Origin of the sequence: Anaeromicrobium sediminis (assembly GCF_002270055.1) — a bacterium.
In the GTDB taxonomy this organism is placed as follows: Bacteria; Bacillota; Clostridia; order Peptostreptococcales; family Thermotaleaceae; genus Anaeromicrobium; species Anaeromicrobium sediminis.
This window is the reverse complement of the sequence record NZ_NIBG01000002.1, coordinates 83,440-105,574: the sequence shown is the minus strand read 5'-3', so window position 1 is coordinate 105,574 and position 22,135 is coordinate 83,440. Positions and strand designations below refer to the sequence as shown.

General features: G+C 31.3%; 20 protein-coding genes. 1 reads left to right on the top strand and 19 read right to left on the bottom strand.

All coding sequences use genetic code 11. The features are described from left to right. Positions 1 to 8: 8 nt before the first annotated feature. The 17 genes from dhaK to CCE28_RS03325 all read right to left on the bottom strand — a co-directional run bounded on the left by dhaK (position 9) and on the right by CCE28_RS03325 (position 19,541). Entirely contained in the window at positions 9 to 1,001 is a 993-nt protein-coding gene (gene dhaK, locus CCE28_RS03405; RefSeq protein WP_095131010.1) for a dihydroxyacetone kinase subunit DhaK, read from the bottom strand. A 68-nt stretch (positions 1,002 to 1,069) separates the two neighbouring features. Next, positions 1,070 to 1,333 carry an HPr family phosphocarrier protein gene (locus tag CCE28_RS03400; RefSeq protein WP_095131008.1) on the bottom strand — a complete coding sequence of 88 codons (264 nt, stop codon included), beginning with the start codon at positions 1,331 to 1,333 and terminating at the stop codon, positions 1,070 to 1,072. 285 nt (positions 1,334 to 1,618) lie between these two features. Beyond that, the gene (locus CCE28_RS03395; RefSeq protein WP_242972880.1) at positions 1,619 to 3,361 is read right to left on the bottom strand and encodes a sigma 54-interacting transcriptional regulator; all 1,743 of its coding nucleotides are present in this window, start codon (positions 3,359 to 3,361) and stop codon (positions 1,619 to 1,621) included. A gap of 384 nt (positions 3,362 to 3,745) precedes the next feature. After that, on the bottom strand, positions 3,746 to 4,384 hold the full coding sequence (gene trmB / locus CCE28_RS03390) for a tRNA (guanosine(46)-N7)-methyltransferase TrmB (RefSeq protein ID WP_095131006.1): 639 nt from the start codon (positions 4,382 to 4,384) through the stop codon (positions 3,746 to 3,748). A 117-nt stretch (positions 4,385 to 4,501) separates the two neighbouring features. Beyond that, positions 4,502 to 5,953 carry a DUF3298 domain-containing protein gene (locus tag CCE28_RS03385; protein WP_095131004.1) on the bottom strand — a complete coding sequence of 484 codons (1,452 nt, stop codon included), beginning with the start codon at positions 5,951 to 5,953 and terminating at the stop codon, positions 4,502 to 4,504. A gap of 145 nt (positions 5,954 to 6,098) precedes the next feature. Next, positions 6,099 to 7,268 carry a YibE/F family protein gene (locus CCE28_RS03380; protein WP_095131001.1) on the bottom strand — a complete coding sequence of 390 codons (1,170 nt, stop codon included), beginning with the start codon at positions 7,266 to 7,268 and terminating at the stop codon, positions 6,099 to 6,101. A gap of 337 nt (positions 7,269 to 7,605) precedes the next feature. Next, positions 7,606 to 9,387: a 5'-nucleotidase C-terminal domain-containing protein gene (locus tag CCE28_RS03375; RefSeq protein WP_176461645.1), complete on the bottom strand. Its 1,782-nt coding sequence runs from the start codon at positions 9,385 to 9,387 to the stop codon at positions 7,606 to 7,608. Between the two features lie 216 nt (positions 9,388 to 9,603). Next, the gene (locus CCE28_RS03370) at positions 9,604 to 10,143 is read right to left on the bottom strand and encodes a TerD family protein (protein ID WP_176461644.1); all 540 of its coding nucleotides are present in this window, start codon (positions 10,141 to 10,143) and stop codon (positions 9,604 to 9,606) included. Between the two features lie 2 nt (positions 10,144 to 10,145). Then, complete coding sequence (locus CCE28_RS03365) at positions 10,146 to 10,916, bottom strand: hypothetical protein (RefSeq protein WP_095130995.1); 771 nt, start codon at positions 10,914 to 10,916, stop codon at positions 10,146 to 10,148. Between the two features lie 8 nt (positions 10,917 to 10,924). Beyond that, a complete protein-coding gene (locus CCE28_RS03360) occupies positions 10,925 to 12,196 on the bottom strand; it encodes a toxic anion resistance protein (protein ID WP_095130993.1) in 1,272 nt (423 codons plus the stop codon). A gap of 13 nt (positions 12,197 to 12,209) precedes the next feature. Beyond that, a complete protein-coding gene (locus tag CCE28_RS03355) occupies positions 12,210 to 12,674 on the bottom strand; it encodes a hypothetical protein (RefSeq protein WP_095130990.1) in 465 nt (154 codons plus the stop codon). 261 nt (positions 12,675 to 12,935) lie between these two features. Continuing rightward, positions 12,936 to 13,727 (bottom strand): HAD family hydrolase, encoded by a 792-nt coding sequence (locus CCE28_RS03350; protein WP_095130988.1) that lies wholly within the window; start codon positions 13,725 to 13,727, stop codon positions 12,936 to 12,938. Beyond that, positions 13,724 to 16,183, bottom strand: a complete 2,460-nt coding sequence (locus CCE28_RS03345) for a phosphoribosyltransferase (RefSeq protein WP_176461643.1) — start codon at positions 16,181 to 16,183, stop codon at positions 13,724 to 13,726. The genes CCE28_RS03350 and CCE28_RS03345 overlap by 4 nt, the downstream gene beginning before the upstream one ends. Continuing rightward, positions 16,155 to 17,258, bottom strand: coding sequence for an HpcH/HpaI aldolase/citrate lyase family protein (locus tag CCE28_RS03340; RefSeq protein WP_095130984.1), 1,104 nt, complete (start codon positions 17,256 to 17,258; stop codon positions 16,155 to 16,157). The genes CCE28_RS03345 and CCE28_RS03340 overlap by 29 nt, the downstream gene beginning before the upstream one ends. Before the next feature lie 151 nt (positions 17,259 to 17,409). Then, positions 17,410 to 17,991 carry a TerD family protein gene (locus tag CCE28_RS03335; protein ID WP_095130982.1) on the bottom strand — a complete coding sequence of 194 codons (582 nt, stop codon included), beginning with the start codon at positions 17,989 to 17,991 and terminating at the stop codon, positions 17,410 to 17,412. A 35-nt stretch (positions 17,992 to 18,026) separates the two neighbouring features. Then, positions 18,027 to 18,629 carry a TerD family protein gene (locus tag CCE28_RS03330; RefSeq protein WP_095130980.1) on the bottom strand — a complete coding sequence of 201 codons (603 nt, stop codon included), beginning with the start codon at positions 18,627 to 18,629 and terminating at the stop codon, positions 18,027 to 18,029. Positions 18,630 to 18,959: 330 nt separating this feature from the next. Beyond that, positions 18,960 to 19,541 (bottom strand): TerD family protein, encoded by a 582-nt coding sequence (locus CCE28_RS03325; RefSeq protein WP_095130978.1) that lies wholly within the window; start codon positions 19,539 to 19,541, stop codon positions 18,960 to 18,962. A gap of 266 nt (positions 19,542 to 19,807) precedes the next feature. Between CCE28_RS03325 and CCE28_RS03320 the strand changes: the two genes are divergently transcribed. Continuing rightward, positions 19,808 to 20,845: a sodium:calcium antiporter gene (locus CCE28_RS03320; RefSeq protein ID WP_095130976.1), complete on the top strand. Its 1,038-nt coding sequence runs from the start codon at positions 19,808 to 19,810 to the stop codon at positions 20,843 to 20,845. A 38-nt stretch (positions 20,846 to 20,883) separates the two neighbouring features. On the opposite strand, the gene CCE28_RS03315 is transcribed toward CCE28_RS03320, so the two are convergent. Together CCE28_RS03315 and CCE28_RS03310 are read right to left on the bottom strand one after the other, a co-directional pair. Beyond that, positions 20,884 to 21,495, bottom strand: a complete 612-nt coding sequence (locus CCE28_RS03315) for a TerD family protein (protein WP_095130974.1) — start codon at positions 21,493 to 21,495, stop codon at positions 20,884 to 20,886. 30 nt (positions 21,496 to 21,525) lie between these two features. After that, positions 21,526 to 22,107, bottom strand: coding sequence for a TerD family protein (locus CCE28_RS03310; protein ID WP_095130972.1), 582 nt, complete (start codon positions 22,105 to 22,107; stop codon positions 21,526 to 21,528). Positions 22,108 to 22,135: the final 28 nt, after the last annotated feature.

Genomic DNA, 22,135 nt, shown 5'->3' with positions numbered 1-22,135 from the left:
ATAGACTTTTATTTATAAGCAGGTGTATCTGCAGTTTTTTCTAATAATTCTTTTAACTCTTTATCTAATTTAATAATACTTACTGAGAATCCTGGCATTTCAAGAGATGTCATAAAGTTTCCTACTATAGTTTTTACAGTCTTAAGCTTTCTCTCTTCTAATAACTCAGCCACTTTTCTATTTGCTATATATAATTCCATAAGTGGAGTAGCCCCTAGTCCATTAACTAATACGGCCACTTCTTGACCTTCATCAAATGGTATATCACTTAATATTTTTTCTACCATATGAGTAGTAATTTCATCAGCACTAGAAATACTTTCTCTATGAGTTCCAGGCTCTCCATGGATACCAAGACCCATCTCTATTTCCTCTTCTCCAAGCTCAAAGCTTGGCTTTCCTGCCGCTGGAACTATACATGGCCCTAAAGACATTCCCATAGTTCTCGTATTAGCTATTACCTTTTCTGCTACTCTCTTAACTTCTGATAATTCCATTCCTTCTTCAGCTGCAGCTCCTGCAATTTTATGTACAAATATAGTTCCTGCAACTCCTCTTCTACCTGTTGTATACGTACTATTTTCAACAGCCACATCATCATTTACAATAACTTTATCAACTTTAATGCCTTCCATTTCAGCCATTTCTGCTGCCATTTCAAAGTTCATTACGTCTCCTGAATAATTCTTTATTATTAATAATACTCCCTTACCTGAGTCAATGACCTTAATACCTTCAAACACTTGATCTGGAGTAGGTGATGTGAATACTTCTCCTGCTACTGCACCATCTAACATACCCCTTCCTACAAATCCACCATGGGATGGTTCATGACCACTTCCACCGCCACTGATTAAAGCTACCTTTCCAGCTACTGGAGCATCCTTTCTAACTAAAACATTAAATCCTTCAACTCTCTTTAAGTGATCTGGGTGAGCCTTAACTATTCCTTTTAGCATTTCGTCAACGATATTTTCCACTTGGTTAATTATTTTTTTCATAATTAATCCCCTCTCTTTTAAATATAGTTACTTAATCTTAAAGGTTTCTATTATAATAAGGTTAATCTTTAAAGTCCAAAATTAGATTCAACTAAACTAACTAATGCCTTTACTGCCAATTCTTCATCTTCACCATTTGCCATAATAGTTATAGCTTCATTCTCTTTAACGCCTAGAGCCATAACACCCATTATGCTTTTAGCATTTATCTTCTTTCCCTTATATTCAATTTCTATAGTACTTTTAAATTGACTACATTCCTTAACTACAATTCCTGCTGGTCTTGCATGTAATCCATTCTTTTCCTTAACTATTACTTCTCTCTTTACCATTTCTTTTCCTCCTATTTTTTTCCATATTCCTTCATTTTTTTATCTTTTTCACATTCTATTTATAGATAACGTTTTCCCTAAAGGGAAATTCATTGTCGTTAATATGTAATGCAAACCACATGCCAATTTCATCTTTTTTCTTTATCCACTTCTATATGTAAGTTATTTCAATCCTTCTAGGCATTATATTTTACTTTACCCCTTAATATGCTCTCTCTTATACATGTATATAAATAAAAAAAGTTGATAAATTTTATCAACCCAAGATAAAATTTATCAAACATTCTAAATTAAATTATATTTTTTAGCCTTTAATGATATGGTTCTATGGGTAAGACCTAAGGCCTTGGCTGCTTTATTGAAACTTTTGTGCTTTTTCAAAGCTAACCTTACTATTTCTCTGTCATATTCTTCCATTCTAGCCAAATCTCCATTGATAAAATTTATCAACCCATCATTTTTTCTTTTCTCATTCTTCATGTAACTAGGAAAAGTATCCACATCTATCTGTTCACTATCACTTAAGGTTATAGCTCTTGTAATAATATTTTCCAATTCCCTAATATTTCCTGGCCAGCAATATTCCTTTAGATGACTTAAGACATGCCTAGATATTTGTTTTCCATCCATTCCCTCTTCCTTACAAATTTTTTCTACAAAATGTTCTGCTAATAATCCAATATCCTCTTTTCTATTTCTAAGGGGTGGTAATACAATGGGAATTACATTTAATCTATAATACAAATCTTCCCTAAACTCATGATTATTTACCATATCTTCTAAATTTCTATTTGTGGCACAGATTATTTTAATATCTATCTTGATCACTTCATTACCACCAAGACGCTCTATTTCCTTTTCTTGTATAGCCCTTAAAAGTTTAGCTTGGAGATTATAATTTATTTCTCCTATTTCATCTAAAAACAAAGTCCCACCATTTGCCAGCTCAAACTTACCTATCTTTCTTTTAGCAGCTCCTGTAAATGCTCCCTTTTCGTATCCAAATAATTCACTTTCTAATAAATTCTCCGGTATGGCAGCACAATTCACTTTAATAAAGGCTTCTTCCTTTCTTTTACTAGCTCCATGTATAGCCTTAGCCACCAATTCCTTTCCAGTACCACTTTCTCCCCTAATCATTACATTAACAGAGGTTCTAGCGGCCTTAGAGGCTAATCTTTTCACGTCCTTTAAAAGAGAACTATTACCTATGATTATATTAAAGGCTTCGTCCACATAATTATTTTTATTAAGTTCTTCTTCATAATATTTAATCTTTTCTTCTGCCTTATGGAGTCTTTGAATTACTTCCTCTAATTCTGTCACATCCTTATAAGTAGTTATTACACCCTTAAATTTATTTTGGGCGAATATGGGGACTGAACTAGATAGTATTCTTTTCCCATCCTTTCCCCTTATTAAAATATCTATTATCTTTTCTTTAGTATCTAATAAACCTATGCTTGGTCTACTTGGACAGACTTTTTTTACATCACGTCCTATTAGATCGTTTTTTTTAATATTAAATATATTTTCATAGGCTGGATTTAAATATGTTATTATACCTCTATTATCCATAAGGCAAATCCCATCACCCATGTGATTTAATATACTTCCAAATTTATTTTTAATCTCCCTTATGGATTTTAACTCACTAGTAATATTTATGGTATGCTCTTCTAATAATTTATCTATTTCATCTATATTATTTACCCTTTGATCTATCTCGCCAGATATATAGTTGCTAATCTCTTCAATAGCCTCTTTTCCATTTTTTCCCTCTGCAATTACATATAATACATCACCTTTTTTAATTCTTAAAGCAGCTAAAGTTAACATATTAGCAAGAGGGAGTCTACTTTCATCATTCTCCTTTTGAATATATAATTTCACATTATACTTTGTCCTAATATTATTTACAAATGAAGTTATCATTGCAGCAGTCCTTGCATGAATACCTTTTTTATTAGATATTACCACTCGTCTTCTCTCTTCTATCATGACCACTCCACCCTTTCTTTTTTCCATTATATCACAATCCCTATCTTTGCCTGGGAAATATATATATACTTATGAAATCCGAATCTCATTTATAAATTTAGTTTTATTAAATAACATACTAAAGTTCTCACAAGGTTTAGAGTTTAGGGTTTGGGGTTTATTTTTTCAAACTCAATAAACTTTAGCTACTTACAAAGGAATATAAATGAAAATTTTTTAGAAGGTGGAACATCAGAACATCCTCTGCTGTAAACAATTGTGAACCTTCTACCCTACTTATAAGATTCACACTATTTAGTCTGATAGTGACTTACCTTATAAAATATTTTTTATTTATATGACTGAAGTAAGTTCACATACCATTAGCTTACAAAAAAATAAGAGAAGGTTATCAAAATAGATAACCTTTTCTTATTTAGCCATACCTTCTAATCTGTATATTTTAAGACCTTGAGCCACAAACTTGTCCTCATACTCTGTAGTAATATTTTCTTCAAATTCGCTATTATGTAAATCTAAAGAAATATTCTTCAGTTTCCAATCTGCTCCTGCAAATTCATTCAATGAAAATTCAAATAGTTTTTCATTATCTGTTTTAAAATGTACTTCTCCACTTTCTTTTAATAGGGTCTTGTACATATTTAAAAAGCTATGATGAGTTAATCTTCTTTTTGCCCATCTCTTTTTAGGCCATGGGTCACAGAAATTTATAAAAATTCTGCTTAACTCATTTTCATTAAAATACTCTTCTAATTTATTAGCATCCTTCCATAGAAAGGCAATGTTTTTAGAATTAGCTTCATGGGATTTTTCAACGGCCTTTAAAAGAACTTCTTCCTTCATTTCCATAGCAATAAAGTTTATATGAGGATTATTTTTAGCCCAAGTAGTTATAAACTGTCCTCTGCCCGTACCGATTTCTATATATATTGGATTATCATTTCCAAAATAATCTCTCCATCTTCCCTTATAGTCCTCTGCATTTACTACTACATACTCTTCATAACTAAGTAGCTTTAAATCTGCTCCCTTTTTCTTTCGTCTTCTCATCTTCTACTCCTTTTACTATTATATTTTCTCTCATTACTTTTTTAATAGGATGAGTTATGTCCATTGGTATTATTCAAATGATTTCATCAAAAAATAAGACCTAGAATAAATCTAGGTCTATTTTATAACATATTCATCTTTTAGACTATCCCCTATATTTGAAATTTTTATAGGAAATTCTATTATTCCTGCCGCATAAGGACCAATTTCATACAAATCAAAGTATATAACTATAGAATCATCCTTAAAGTAGAATCCATGATCATCTCTTATGGATTTAAAGCCCCTATGTGGTAAATAAATATCTTCTACTTTTTCACCCCTACTTATACCCTCAGCCTTTGCTTGTTCCTGTATTTCTCTTATTTGCTTATTGATTTCATCATTGATTACTTTTTTATAATCTACTTCATTTTTAAATATATCATTTAATTTTAATATTTTCCCGTTAGTTAAATCCACATTATAAGCCACATCTTGGTGATTTCCATGGGCACCACCTGTATAAGTATAGTAAACAGTATATATACTAAGTAAATTTCCCTTATTATATTTTTCATCAAAGGTCACATTTGCCACATATGGTCTTAACTTATACCCTATTTTTTCAGACTCTTCCATGGCAACTTTAGCATCTTCGTACATTTCTTCCCTAAACTCCATTGCTTCCTTTTCAAATAAATTATTTAGATTATCTTGTATTTCTTTATAATCTACACCCTCTATGTTTAGTTTTATATCCTTTATAACAGGAATATTTACAATACTTTTTAAACTCCTATCGTCTATTGCTATTTGCTTTCTATCTACAATTACAGCTGAACTTTCTATTTTAATATCAGTACTAAAATCATCTCCAAAACTTTTAATAGGAATTTTAAATTCCCTATTCCCCTTACTATAAGATGCTATCATTCCTGGTTTAAATACTATTACAAGGTTGTCCTTTTCTAAGTAATAATCTCGTCTTAATGAATTATTCACACTACTAGTATTGTAATCTTCTGGATTTTTAGCTATTTCATCTTCAACATATTTTTGTATAACATCTACATAATTCTTGTTTTTAAACAACTTATCTAATTCAATATTTTGTCCAGTTTTTAAATCTATGTTGTAAGTATTCTTAATTTCATAAGAATAATTTGCACTTTCTCTCGTATTAATATGAGTCACAACAGATAATATATTGTCTTTATTGTATGTGCTCTTAGTGGTTACTTTAACTTCTTTAGGTTCATAGTCCTTATCATCCTTATTAAATTCATCATAAATATATTTTTCATCCTGTACTTTTAAATTAATATAGTCCTCTAACTCATATTTTATATGGTTATTAATCTTTGATTGTACATTTTCATCAGATAGTCCCTCTAATTTAATAGAATTCCCATTAACTTTTATATAGGGTTTATCTATATTTATATTTTCATTTATTACTTTACCTTTCTCTGTTGAAACTGCCGAAATACTGGCCGTTATTTTAGTACTTCCACAAGCTGTAGTAAATAAAAGGACTCCCCCTAGCATGGCAACTGCCATAATTTTTAGCACTTTATCTCGCAACATTTTTTCTTTCGCCTCCTAGCTTTATCTTAACTCTAGTGTACTCCTTTTAGTCATAAAAGTAGTTACGAAAGATTTACAAAGGTTTAACAGAAAAAATATATAATTTAATACTAAAACCCCTAGATTTAATCTAGGAGTTTTAGTATTACTTCTTTTTATTATTCTTTTTATCTTTCAAAAAATCGTCTATTAGAATCACACTTATAGCTGTAATAGGAATGGTTGCAGCTAGCCCCACACTTCCCGATAGAGCCCTTATAATTTCTACAGCGGCCATTTCCAGATTGACTATTTCCTTAGTAGTTGCACCTGATGCTAAGAAAAATAGCATAAGCTGCATGGCTCCACCTGTATAAGCTAATATTAAAGTATTAGCCATAGATCCCATAATATCTTTACCTATATTCATACCAGATTTAAATAAACTCCCCTTCTTAATATCTGGTTTAATACTCTTTATCTCAAACATGGATGATGCTATGGATATACTCACATCCATTACAGCACCTAATGCCCCTATGATTATGGCAGAAAATAATATGCCCTTAAAATTCATATTATAATTTTTAGTCATATAAACTAAAGACTGAATGTCCTCATCTGCAAGACCTGTTATCTTACATAGATTACCTACAATCATAGCAAGTACTCCAGCCACTATAACTCCACCTAGGGTTCCTATAATAGCTGATAAGGTCTTTTTACTCATATCTCCTATTATTAAAAGAGTTATGGCTATTATAACGCTACAAACAAGTACAGTAATAAGTATAGGATTATACCCCTTTAATATTAGTGGAATTAAAAGTTTCACTATCATAAAACCTGTAAATATTAAGGTAAATATGGATTTAACTCCACTTTTTCCTCCTATAACCAATAGAATTACAAAGAAGAAACAGACAAATAAATATATGTATATTTCCCTAGACTTATCATAAATATGAAGATTCTCCACCTTCTTATTCTCATCCTCCATCAAAGTAAGAACTATATTCTCTCCCACTTCAACCTCTATATTATATACATCCATCACTTCTATAGTATTTCTCATAACATAAGTCTCGCCCTTATGTCCTGCACTAGTTATTTCCACCTCAAACTCCTGAGTCCTATAACTCCTAGTAGATTCCTTATCATCCCTATCATCCAAATACATCTTTATTACCCTAGCATCCACAGTCTCTCCCCTTTTCGCTAAGGCCCTATCATAATACTCACTGCCCAAATTCATAAATCCCACTATGACCATTATAAGTACAGCTACTCCATATACACCTATTTTATATTTGTTATCATTCATCATTTTCTTCATAAACAATTATCCTTTCTTCAAAAGTAAAAAATAAAAAGCTGTATAAGTATACTTCTTTCAAATACTACAAACTACTGCTACCTACAAGTTGAGATGAATGAAAAATTTTTCAGCAGGTGGAACATCAGAACATCCTCTGCTGTAAACAATTGTGAGCCCTCTACCCTGACTATCACATTCACCCTGTCTAGCCTGATAGTGACTTACCTCTGAAAATATTTTTTATTTATCGAAATGCAGTAGGTTCACCCACCTCTAGCTTACACACAATACAACTCTCTATTCTTCACTTTTAAAAAGAGGATAAGACAAATTGTCTCACCCTCTTTATTATTAATTACATAGCAGGAATTAATAATTTTTGTCCTGGTACAATTACATTAGGATTTTTTAAGTTGTTTAACTTAATAATTTCCTTGTAATCCACACCATGAGCTTTACCAATTTTCCATAATACATCATTAACCTTAACTACGTATACAGCTTTAGATTTAGCTGCAGGCTTAACTTCTACCATAGGCTTTTGCTCAACCTTCTTATCTAATGTTGCTGCAAAACCTTTAACTACTGCTTCTCTCATATCATCCTTAGAAATTTCCACATTCATAGCTCCAGCAAAGTCAAAACCATCTCCACCCTTAGCTGGGTTATCAATGTTGTAGATAAAGTCATTAGTAGCTACACTATATACCTTATCCATTTCTACTTCTACTCCATTAACTTTCATAGAAGAGATCTTTTGTCCAACTTCTTTAGTAGCATCATATGTTACATCAATACCTGAGTATTGAACCATACCAATATCTTCATTTCCAATACCATGTTCAAGTAATGCCTTTATATGAGATCCTTTTAAGTCCATCTTCACTAAGAAGTTATCAAAAGGTAATACTTCATATAATTCTCCTAAAGTAACGTCTCCAGCATTTAATGAAGTTCTGATTCCACCACCATTAGTGATAGCAATATCAGTACCTGCAGCCTTACCTAAGTACTCACAGATTAAAGTTCCTAAAGCTGAAGGCTCCTTAGAATATCTTTCATGTGGTAATTCAGTAGCTGTGTATCCAACAACCTTAGAAGTGATTGGCTCAAGCTTTTGATCATACTTATTGTAAATTGAATCTCCAGTAGTATCTGCAATTAATTCAGATTTTCTCTTGTATAAAGTATCTACTGCAACATCAATCTTTTCTAATTCCTTATTTTCTCCAAATACTAAAGACATTTTTCCAAGTGCCCTTCCGTATTTGTATCCTTGTACAATAGCTTTTCCATTTACATGTCCTGCAACAGATTGATGAGTATGTGCAGAAATGATTCCATCTAAGTTATCAATACTAGTTAATCCCTTCTCCACTACTTCACCAGTGATAGCACCAGTTTCTCTATCTTGGAAAGAACCAACGTGAGTTAAAGCTAATACTACATCTGCTTTACCTTCAGATTTTAAGTAATTAGCCCAGTGCTCAGCACTCTCTTTAACAGGTCTAAATTCAATACCTTTAATATTTTCTGCTTTAGTAGTATAAGCAGTTCTTACTGTAGTAAGTCCAATAAATCCAATTTTAATACCATCTTTTTCAATAATTTCATATGGCTTAGCCCATGCTACAGGCTCATTAGTTTTTGTGTCATAAATGTTTGATGCTAAGAACTTAAATCCGCCATCCTTAGACCAGTTCTCAATCTTATCAACACCCCAATCAAACTCATGGTTACCAACTGCTGATACTTTAGTATCAAGTGCACTAAACATTTCTGATACTACTGAACCATAAGTTAAGTTTGACATGGCACTACCTTGATAGTTATCTCCAGCTGCTACGAAAATAGTATTTGGGTTCTTTTCTTTGTAAGTCTTAACAGCGTTAATTACTTTAGACATACCCATGTTTTTACCCTTTTCTCTAGCATCTTCCTTCACGTTTCCGTGGAAGTCATTAATAGTAATAATGTCTACTACTGTTTTTCCATCTAGAGCAGTACTAACGTTTTCCTCAGAAACAGTAGTTTTTGTGCTTTGCTTAGTTTCTTCAGCATATGTACCTACTGGGAACATGGCTAAAGTTAACATAAGTACTAACAATGTCATAGCTGTGATTCTTCTTAGTTTCACAAATATACCTCCCCTTTTATTAAAAAAGTTAATGCGTGTACTATTCATTATATAATATATTTTTTTAATAATAAAGGAAAAAAAAACATAAGTTACCACCAATTTTAGCAAATACTATATTTTTCTATTTTTTACACATAATGCTTTAGATTTATCTTATAAATCCATAATTCATATATACAAAAATGGGATGTGACCCTTTTAGCCACACCCCATCTACATTATCTTTATATTATTTAAATTTCTTACAGCTTCTACTACAAATTCCTTTGTCTCATAAGTTACCGTATTAAATTTCCACTGGTCCTTATACTTATATATCTCTCCAATTACAAAGGTCTCATTTTCTAAATTTAATTTTTCCTCTATGGAAAATACATTAGATTTTAAAATCCTCTCAATTGCTTCTACTTTTAAATCTAACTCATTAATATCTAAAACTTCTTTATAATAAGATAGGGCTAATATGATTTTGTCATAGTCTTTGTCTAAATCCTTTAAATTCACAAATAAGGATTTCACAGATTTATTCTTATTATAGTCTTCCCTTAAAATAATATTTTTATCTTCACTAGAAGGCTTATTAAAATAAACCATATTTTTTTCCTCTAAAATATTATCTTTTACAGGAAATACATAAAAATCTAAATCCATATTTCCACCTAAAATATCATGTACAATTTCTATCTTTAAAGGATTATCCCTATCTATTTTACCTATGACAATTTTTTGTCCCCTTATTAAATTGTTTTGCAAGGTTATCTCCACCTTTTAAAAGAAAAATCTAAGTTAACATATACAATCTTACCATTCTCCCTACTATACTCTAATAGATCATAAGGAGTAATATTATTTTTATTTAAAGCTACTTTGTCAAAAGAAACTTTTATTAGAGTGTTTAGTTTACACATATTGTTAACTAAACACACATTTTTATCGTAACTTTCATTTAGCATGTTGATTAAAAACATTTTTACTTCTTCAGTAGGTTTTTCATTTATCCTTAAAAAATTACTAATATACTTTTTTACAAACTTCCTATCTAATAAAATAGATTTAAACTCATCCATTTCCATATTAGATATGCTTATTCTATTTTCTTTTAAAGCTTCTTCAATTTCATTATCCTTACTAATTTCTTCCATACTGTTCACATTTAAAGAAACTAAATAGACCTTTAAAAATTCACTATTTCTGTATAGATAATAGAAATATTCTGCCAAATCTGTAGTTATTCTGCTTACTCCCTCAAATAATTTTTTACCATTTGAAGATTCAGGTTCCATCTTAAAGTATCCATTGCAAAGACCATTAAATTCATCAGATATGAAGTATATATGAAAGACAATGTCATTACCAATGGCTTTAGATTTAACTGTGGCAATCTTAATTTTACCCGCATTTCTAAACATATCTCTATAAAAAAGCATATGACTTTTCATCTCAAAATCCACATATTTAAGAGTGTTCACTGTACTTTCTATGATGAAGTTTTGTGTCACCACATCTATGCATTGTTTTTTATCCATCTAATCACCTACGCATTTTTAAATGATAATAATTTTCTCTTTTGCTCATTTTCAAGTTCAATCAATTCTTTCTCTACGTTTTGACGATTAGCTCTTCCCTCTTCATATATTTTCATACTTTCATCTATAGTCTCTAATAATTTATTATGAGTCTCCCTTAATGTTTCAATACTAATAACGCCTCTTTCACTTTCCTTAGCAATTTCTATGGAATTCACCTTTAACAACTCTGCATTTTGTTTTAACATATTCTCTGTTGTGTCTGTAACTTTTCTTTGAAGCTCTAGGGCAGTCTTTTGCCTATTTAAAGATACTGTTAAGGCTATTTGATTTTTCCAAATTGGAATAGTATTTAAAATACTGGATTGGATTTTATTAGCTAATATTTTATCATTACCTTGAATTAATCTTATTTGGGGTAATGTTTGAATTGCAAGCTCTCTACTTAATTTTAAATCATGGATTCTCTTCTCAATCTCTCCAAGCATTCTTGAAAAATCATTGTACTTTTGAATATCTAGCATATTTCCACTAGCTTCTGCTTGCCTTTTTAAATCTACTAATACAGTTTCCTTAAGTTCCTTATATTTAACTTCTCCTGCTCCAATATATAGCTCTAACTGTCCTAAATATTCCATATTTTTATTGTATAATGCATCTAATACATTTACATCTCTTATTAATTCTTGCCTAGCCTTATCTAGGGATACTACTATTTTATCTACCGTATCAGTAACGCTTTGAAGTTTATTTCTAACATTATTAACATTTTTAGCTAGCTTACCAAAGAAAGGAATTTTCCCCATTACGGATTTTTTCTCACTTAATGAATCTAAATCTACACCTTGAATAGTAGTAAGTAAACTACCAAGACCTTCTCCCACTACTCCTGCATCCTTATTTTTCACGCCTTCTAAAATACCATCTGCAAACTTTGCAATACTTCCTTGAATTTCAGCACCATAGTGACTTATTCCATTAGAAGTAGTAATATCCATTTCATTTTTAACCGTGTTTAATTGTTGTGGATTAAACTTAGTTAAATCTACAGTAATTTGAACTTCTTCCACTGGTATAGGAGCAACCTCTGCTTTTTTGGGCACTAAACTACTTCCACCACCTGGAACTAAACTGCTTCCACCTCCAGGCACTAGGCTACTTCCACCACCTGGGACTAATCCTTGTCCACCTTTTTCTTCCACTATAGTTTTTTTCTCAATTTCCTTATTATTAGCACCTGCATCCGTATCGATAGTATTTAATAAATCTTGAAATCCCATACTAAGTCCTCCCTTAATTAAAATCTGATTTTACTAGATCATTAATAGTTTTTAAATCTATCTTTAAGTTAGAAGAATTTTCTTCCTTAGTTCTTTTTATTACTTTATATAGTTTATCATTTATAGTGTTTAAAGTTTCCACAAATTCATTTATTTCATCTTCCGACCAATTGTTCTCATCATAACTTTCTAAAACTTTATTTATCATATCAATATACTTCAATAGTAATAACTCATCTACAGATACTATAGATTCTCCATTTCCTTTATGGAAATCTATAATATTCATATAGTATGAAACAAACAAAACCAAATTTGAAAAAACTTTATTTTCTTTCACCTTTGGTATATGTTTTTCAATCTTCCTTAAGGTTTTAAGTTCCCTGTCTAATTGAGATTCCCTCTTCACAGGAACATTTTCCGTTTCAGGTTCTGTAGCTCTTTTGAATATGTTAAAAATACAAATCACTTCCTTCATTGTATCATTTCATCATCATATATATATACCACGTCCAAACCCAATAAATTCTGCATACTTGCAAGGGAATATGAATGAAAAATTTTTATAAGGTGGAACATCAGAACATCCTATGCTGCAAACAATTGTGAACCTTCTATGATCAGTATAATATTCACAGCCTGTAGTCTGATAGTGACTTACCTTATAAACGTTTTCATTTATATGACCGAAGTAAGTTCACATAAGTTTAGTTTGGACATAATTTGCCTGTATAGCTAATTAGAATTCACCTATCTTTAATTCCACTTTCCTTATTATTTCTTCTGCACATAAAATACCTGACCTGTCCGTGAATTCTATTATCTCTATTTTATCATAACTTTTGAATATTTCTCCATGGGTTGGAGCTATTGAGTAATTTGCCATGTTAAGCATAGGCATATCCAGTAAGGAATCACCAGATGCAAATACGGTGTTTTTCCTCTCCTTATTCTTTATATATTCAATAGGACTCCATTTGTTTATACAGTTAGGAACAAAATATAATTTTCTTCCTTGAAGAGACATATTCCAATTCACTCGATCTAACCACTTTCTAAACATACTTAGTGTTTCTTCATTAACATTCTCTTCATCCACTATATAATATAGGAATAAATTATCAGCATCATAGCCCCTAAGGACCCAATCACCCTTTACCTTTTCAAACTCTTTTCTAACTTCATCTATTGGTGCACATTTATTTAGCTTACCTTCAATAATATTGCTCCACTGCTCATCCACTTGTCCATCTATCAATATATTTCCCCCATTACTTACTACTGCATACTTAGGAGAAATAACTTCATTTAACATGAATATTCTTTTATATTGCTTAATAGTTCTAGTAGTTACAGGTACAAATAATAATTGGTCCTTTAATTTAACTAAATGGTCAAGAGCTTTCTTAGTCATATAAGAAATCTCTTTTTCATCAATTTTCTCCACTAGAACTATTTCTTCCCTACATATATTTTCTATAAATCTTTTAGAATATATTAGTGTTCTATCTAAATCGCTGGCAAAAATCATGACTCTTTCCCCTTTAAATTCTTAATAATCCCACAACATAAGTATGACATATTTTCATATATTTCTACAGGCACATTTTTTTCTTTTGCCAAAATTAAAATATGTTCTAAATTAGGAGACTCCTCCCTTATAAGAATTTTCCAAGGAACTCGTCTTAATAATACCCTAGTGGTCTCACCTATTCCAGGCTTTATTAAATTAATATCATCCACGTTAAATTCGCGAGCCATTGCCTCAACAGCTTTAAGTCCACTCCAATTAGGGCTACTTATTTCTGCTTTCAAACCTTCCATTATTTCATTGGAAACCTTAGGGAATTCCCCTTCTACACTACTTATATAAAAATTAGAAAGATCTGTACCCTTTAATTCTTCATAGTATTTTGCCCCATGAAAATCATTAGGTCCTATTAAGTCCGTTCTATGAACCGTTCTACTTACCAGGCCAGATACGGTAGAATTTAGACAAGCACTTGGTATTAAAAAATCTTCCCTAGTTCCACAAAGGGATACACAATAGGCTGGGTCTGCTAATACGGCCAGGTCATCATCTAATATATAACCATACTTTTTCTCAAAGTCTATTTTAGCCTTTTTAAGAACCCTTGTTATGGCCCCTTTTCCTGTCCAACCATCTATAAACTGAATATGGGCCCCTTCATGGCTTTCTACTATATATCTAATGGCATTTTCATCAATGCCCTTCCCCCTTATTATAGATACACTATAGTGGGGAATGTCTATATTATGAACATCTTTCATATATGTTCTTACCAGTACGCCTATGGGAGTTCCAGCCCTAGCTAGGGATACTAATACTAAGTTTTTACCCAATTTATTTAATATTTTTTCACTAACTATGCCTACTGCAGAGGCTACTTTTTTACTATATGAATCTAGACTTTTATAAAATAAATCTATATATTCCTTTGACGGTTCATATTCTACAGGTAACATTTCTGAATAGTGTACTCCACTTTGAATGAGTTTTTCCCTTTCACTAGTCTCCTGTTCCTTTACTAAATCATTTATATTTTTCAATAAAAAAGTTACATCATCATCTTTATAACTGCCTAGTTTGTTAGTTTTAACACTTCTTTTTCCCATACATATGATTATATTTATTTTAGATACGGGCAGTGTTTTTAAAAAGGACTTTAACTCCTCTAGTCTTTCTTCTGATATGTTCCTCTCTAGGAATAAGAACATGTCATCATATGCATCCTTGTGTAAATTGTATATATAGTTTTCCACAGAATTATTATTAAGACTTTTATGTGGGTACTTGCTTTTTATGGCATAGGATTTTTCACCATTTACATATATGGGACTTCTAGTGGTAGAATGATATTTTATGCCCTCTCCCATGTATGCGCTAATCTTCATAGGTATATACATGAACTCTTCCGTTCCTAGGCATAATGTATTTTTACCAATCCTCTTTTTTTCTAGAAGTTTACCTATTTCCTTAAATGTATCTGACACGGAAAACTCATCCTTTGTACTTATTCCAAATCTTCCACATTGACGAATATAAGGAGTATGATTTATTAGTTTTCCATTAAGAGAAGGATAATAAACAGGTGTAAAATGACTCTCCTCAAATAAATTTATAATTTCAATTTCACTATCTTTGTTATTTTCATATTCATGGGCAGTATCATTTATTTCACCATTTTGTTCCACATTCATTGAACCACTTATTAAGGATACTACATTTATTTTTATATTTAATTTCTTTTCAAATTCTTCATATAACAACCTATCCTCATGGTTTCTCCAATCTAGAATAGTCAGAATTGTATACTCTTTTCTTGCATATTTACTATTTATATCTTTTATTATATTTAAGGCAGTTTTTCCCGTAGTTATTTCATCATCTATCAATACTATTTTCTTTTCATTATTAAGTAAATTTTTATCTATGGAATAAAACCTATGGCTAGTGGCATGGGAATGTTCCTCTTCAAAGCTTATTAGGGATTCCTTTTTATGAATGAGTTCCCTTGTAGTGTGGATATAAGTATGTTCTCCCTTAAAGGAACTAAATACTCCATGACCTAGTGCTGTGGCCGTTTCGGCGAAACCAATAAATATGGTAGGATCATTTAAACTTATTGGATTTTTTTCATATTCTTCATATGTTTCATCTATATTCTCATGATAATTTATAGAAGTACAGATTTTTTCTATTATATTATTATGCTTTTTGTATATTTTATCCATATAACTATTGGCTAGTATACTTGAAGTTAATATGCCTAATTTAGGATTAAGGGCTATATGCTTACCTAGTAGTTTACTTACAAATAGAAAACTTCTCTTTTTATTCTTCCTAGCAGCCATATTCATAACCTTCTTAAGATCTAAACCATAGGGATTTTCATCTATTTTAATATTAACTTGTAATTTATCTTGTATTTCATATTTATAATTTTCTTTTAAGGAAACTTTCATAATCTTCTTCTCCATTAAACACCCCGTATATATTTGACTTTTTTATAATTTTATTTGCCCAATTCAAATGTGGCTTAATTTCATTCATCTTATTTCCAAATTGACTCTTTACTACACCTGTAACACCGTTATTATTTTTAATAATATTTAAGGCATCCAAATATTCTTCTTTCTTAACTATTAAAGTACTTTGCACAGGCATAATATGAGACGGATGAATTACAGTCTTTCCCATAAAACCATTTATCTTATCCATGTAAGCTTCATTAATTAGACCCCTTATAAACTTAGAATCCTTTCTATCTTCCATAGAAGAAAAGTATTCCCAAACAGGTCCTGAAATTACATAGTTTTCTTCTTCCCTAATAAAGTAATTTAATATATCAAATAAACAATCATTTATCATACTAACATCGTATATGGTCTTATCATAAGGCCTTCTAATTCCAAAGCTACTACAAAAATCTGTAGCGCCTACCCTTATGTTTAAAACCCTTTTTTTGTAATCACCAAGTATCATTCTTACCTGTTCTAATTCATCATATCTACTATCTTTATAAAGTATTTCCTTTGTTTCCAATATTGGCATTCCATATAATCCCTTATATTTAAAATTCTCTATAATACTAAAAAATTCATACCCATTACGTGAGGAGAACTTAGGAAAAACAAAACCTGTTATTAAATTTATGTTTTCATCTAACAATTCTATTATATACTTTAAATGTTTAGGATTTCTTACCCTTATAAATAGAAGAGGAATCCTTTCATAATCTATTGTTCCTTCTTTTAACTTATCGTTTATATTTTTTAAATGCATAAGAAGATTTTCCTGGGCCCTCTTAACCATATTATCTCCAATGGCATCTTCCAAACATATTACCATGGATACTAGGCCCTCAATTTTTCTATGTATAATATAATTAGAAATTTTTCCATTTACTGCTGGTACATATAAGGTTGCACCTAATGAGTATGATAAGGTATCCTTATGATCCTCCCTACTAAAATCTTTAGGTGGTAAATAAAATATCTTCTTTTCTTCATCTTCTCTTAAGTAATCAAAATACCTCATAAGCACCCCCCTAGCGTTTCTCTTTTTTCTTCTTTATCTTTACTATATATATGTATATAAACTTAAACCTAATTTTATTCAACAAAAAAAATATTATATAAATAACCTAAAAAAGGCTGTATTATAACAGCCTTTTTTTAAGCCCTATTTATTAATCTACTTGTAGGCCATAATTTTTACATAATGCATATAGGCCACCTTCAAATCCACTTCCTACAGCTTTAAACTTCCATTCTCCATTATATCTATAAAGTTCACATACTACTAAAGCTGTCTCTACAGAGAATTCTTCTCCTAGATTATATCTCAATATTTCATTTCCCGTGTCTTCATTTACTACCCTCACATAGGCATTAGAAACCTGACCAAAATTTTGTCTTCTCACTTGGGCGTCATGGATAGTTACTGTAATACCGATTGTATGAACATGATCTGGAACCTTTTTAAAGTTAACCTTTATTTCCTCATCATCTCCGTCACCTTCACCAGTTCTATTATCTCCTGTATGAATTACAGAACCATTCCCACCTTCAAGGTTATTATAAAATATAAAATCCTTATCATTTAATACCTTTCCATTTTCCCCAGCTAAGAAAGCTGATGCATCTAAGTCAAAATCATATCCACCAGAATATTTATTCGTATCCCATCCAAGTCCTATTATTACCCTTTCAAGACCTGGTTCTTGCTTAGTTAAATCTATCCTTTGCCCTTTACTTAAATTAATAGACATAATCTCCACCCTTTCTATATTATCAATAGTATTTTTTATTTATATCTTTTAACAATTTGACTTAAAGAAGAATCCATAGTTCCTTCTCCAATAGCACCAAATTTCCATTCCTTGCCACTTCTATATATTTCGCCTACCATTAAAGAAGTTTTACCGGCATAATTATCTGTTAAATTATAACGAAGAAGGTCTTTTCCACCTTTATTATCTTCTATTCTAATGAATGCATTTTGAACTAATCCAAAATCTTGCTTTCTTCTTATACAATCATATATATTTACTACAAATACTAATTTCTTTATCCTCTCAGGAATTTTTTCAAGTTCCACAAATATTTGCTCATCATCTCCGTGACCACCACCTGTAAGGTTATCACCCGTATGACGTATTGCTCCACATCTACTCTTTAAATTGTTAAAGTAAATCAAGTCATCCTGATATCTGAATTTATCATTCTCTTCTAGCATAATTACAGAAGCATCACAGTCAATATCTGCTCCACCTCCACCAAATAATGCTGATAAGAATCCACTACTTTTCTTAACTGGATCCCAACCTAATCCTACAAGTAATTTAGATAGGCCTTCATTAGACTTAGTTAAATCAATTCTCTGTCCTTTTGTTAAATTAATAGCCATAACTCTCACTCCCTAACCCTTAATTCAAATTATATATAAATAAACCCTTTACGCCTGCAAGTTCCACTTATTGAGACCCAGTAGGCTTACATAAATCTAGTTCAAACATAGCTATAACTCAATAAACTTTAGCTACTTACAAGGGAATATGAATGAAAAATTTTTATAAGGTGGAACATCAGAACATCATCTGCTGTAAACAATTGTGAACCTTCTGCCTTAATTATAAGATTCACAGTAACTAGCCTGATAGTGACTTACCTTATAAAATATTTTTCATTTATATGACCGAAGTAAGTACCTATACATTTAGCATGTATATAGTTTATCTTATCCTACATCAATACCAAAGTTAGAGCAAAGTGCTCCTAATCCACCTTGGAAACCACTTCCTATGGCGTTGAACTTCCACTCTCCATTGTGTCTATAAATCTCCCCTACTACAATAGCTGTCTCTACACTAAAATCTTCTCCTAAGTCATATCTTAATATTTCCTCATCCGTATCCATATTTACTACCCTTATGTATGCATTAGATACCTGGCCAAAATTTTGACCCCTTTCATTTGCCTCATGAATTGTAGCTGAGAAAGCCAATCTCTTAATATTAGCAGGAACTTTACTTAAATCTATCTTTACCTGCTCATCGTCCCCATCACCTTCTCCAGTTCTGTTGTCTCCTAAATGAGTTACAGAACCATTTCCACCTTGAAGATTATTGTAGAATACAAAATCGCTATCACTAGAAACCTTATTATCTTCTTGTAGTAAAAATGCTGCCGTGTCTAAGTCAAAATCACGACCACCATCATATTTATTCGTATCCCACCCAAGACCTACTAACACACGAGTTAGGCCTGGATTTGTTTTAGTCAAATCTACCTTTTGTCCCTTTTGTAAACTAACTGCCATATTAATCACTCCTTACTATCTATGTTCTTAAAATTCTTACTTTTCAATATTATTTAATCTTATTCTACATTTTTTATTAAAATCCTTCAAGGTCTATTAGGACTAAAAAAAGGGTATATTTAAATATTTTAGTGTATTTTTACATTTTTTAGCCTTATGCTCACTTTTTTGCCATTTTTTTAATTTGATTTATCTTTACATATTAACTATAATTATCTTTATAAGTATATTTAAAGTATGTTTATAATTGAGAGGGAGGGAATTTTATGTTCCATTGGATAAACAACATCTGGCTTGCCCTGCTAATGTTAGGGGCAATGACTTGGGTAATTAACTTTGCATCAGATAAATTAGGAGATGCTCTACACATATTAGGAGTAAAGCTTAATATTCCTACATCAGTAAGGGGTGCTACCTTCGATGCGGTAAGCTCTTCATTCCCAGAATTTTCAACAGCCATGGTTGCTGTGTTAGTGTATAAGGAATTTGCTGATATTGGTATTCCTGCAATTGCTGGTTCTGGAATATTTAATGTATTACTTATTCCTATGCTAAGTATTATCGCTTATAAAGGAAAGGACTTACTAAAAGCTGAAAAATCTGTAGTATATAGGGATATGTTCTTTTATTCTCTAAGTGTTATAACTCTTATGGTTATGGCCTATAGTGGTAAATTCACTGCCCTATCTGGTGTAATCCTTATAAGTATTTATGTGTGTTACGTATTTGTATTATACCTTCAAACTAAAAAGTATAGACGTTCTCAAAATGAAACTGCTGCTGCTGTTGAAGAAGAGGACGAAGAAGAAGAGGATATGAGTTATGGTCAAATATTTATTACAGTAGCTTTAGCTATTGGAGCCCTATGGGTAAGTTGTGATGCCATAGTTCAATCTGCCATAGTTATTTCAGCAACATTTAATATTCCTACTATTATAGTATCTGTTATCATCCTAGCAGCATGTACATCTATACCAGATACATTATTATCTGTAAAGTCTGCTTCTATGGGAGATGCTGATGGAGCCGTATCAAATGCAGTTGGATCTAACATATTTGATATTTGTATTTGTTTAGGTTTCCCAATCTTAATAGCAGGAAAAGACATTGTTGTTAGCTTTGGTAATAACCTGGTAATTTTCTCTTTCTTATTAATATCCATGATCACAACAGGAAGTTTACTTTTAAAGAAAAATGGAGTTTCTAAGAAGGATGGTTTCATAATGGCTAGTGTATATGGATTATTCTTAATATACATTTTAGGGGTAGCCTTAGGGTTAATTCCACTTAATATATTAGCATAAAAATTAACCCACCAAATGAAATTTGGTGGGTTTTATTATTACATATATTTCTTTACTATACTGCTTATAGAAGTATCTCTAGTACCTTCTCCTACAGCTGCAAACTTCCACTCTCCGCCATGTCTATATAGTTCTCCAACTATTAGAGTAGTTGATCCTGAGTAATTCTCTGTAAGGTTATACTTTAAAATTTCATTTCCCTTATTCATATCTACAGCCCTAATAAATGCATTTTGAATCATGCCAAAGTCTTGCTTTCTCTTTTCACAAGCATATATGTTTACTACAAATACTAATTTACTTATTCTAGGTGATACACTACCCAGTTCTACAAATACTTGCTCATCGTCTCCGTCTCCATCTCCAGTTAAGTTGTCACCGGAGTGACGAACCGCGCCACACTTACTTCTTAAGTTGCTAAAATATATAATATCCTTTTTATCTGTTATCTTTCCATTTTCATCTAACATAAGTACAGATGCATCACAGTCAATATTAGGTGATCCTCCACCACCAAATATTCCTCCTAGTAGGCCTCCCCCGCCACTTTTCTTTACAGGGTCCCATCCTAGTCCTATCATTAATTTGCTAAGTCCTGGATCATTCTTAGTTAAGTCAACTCTTTGACCTTTTTTTAAACTAACAGCCATTTTCTTCACTTCCCAATCTTAAATTATTATTTATCCAACATTAATTCCAAAGTTATTACATAAAGCTCCAAGACCACCTTGGAATCCGCCTCCTACTGCATTAAATTTCCATTCTCCACCATGTCTATAGATTTCTCCTACTACAACAGAAGTTTCTACACTAAAATCTTCTCCTAAATCGTATCTTATTAACTCTTCATTTGTGTCTGCATTCATTACCCTTATATATGCATTAGAAACTTGACCAAAGTTTTGTCCTCTTACATCAGCTTCATGGATAGTGGCACTAAAGGCTACCCTATGTACATTAGCAGGAACCTTTCCTAAGTCTATCTTAATTTGTTCATCATCTCCATCACCTTCTCCAGTTCTGTTATCTCCTAAATGATTTACAGAACCAGCAGGATCCTTTAGATTATTGTAAAATACAAAATCTGTATCAGCAGATACTTTATTGTTCTCTTGTAATAAAAAGGCTGCCGTATCTAAGTCAAAATCAGAGCCACCATCATATTTGTTTAAATCCCAACCTAATCCTACTACAACATTAGTAAGACCTGGATTTGTTTTAGTTAAATCTACCTTTTGACCTTTTTTTAAACTAACTGCCATATTATATCTCTCCTTTTTTAAATAACCT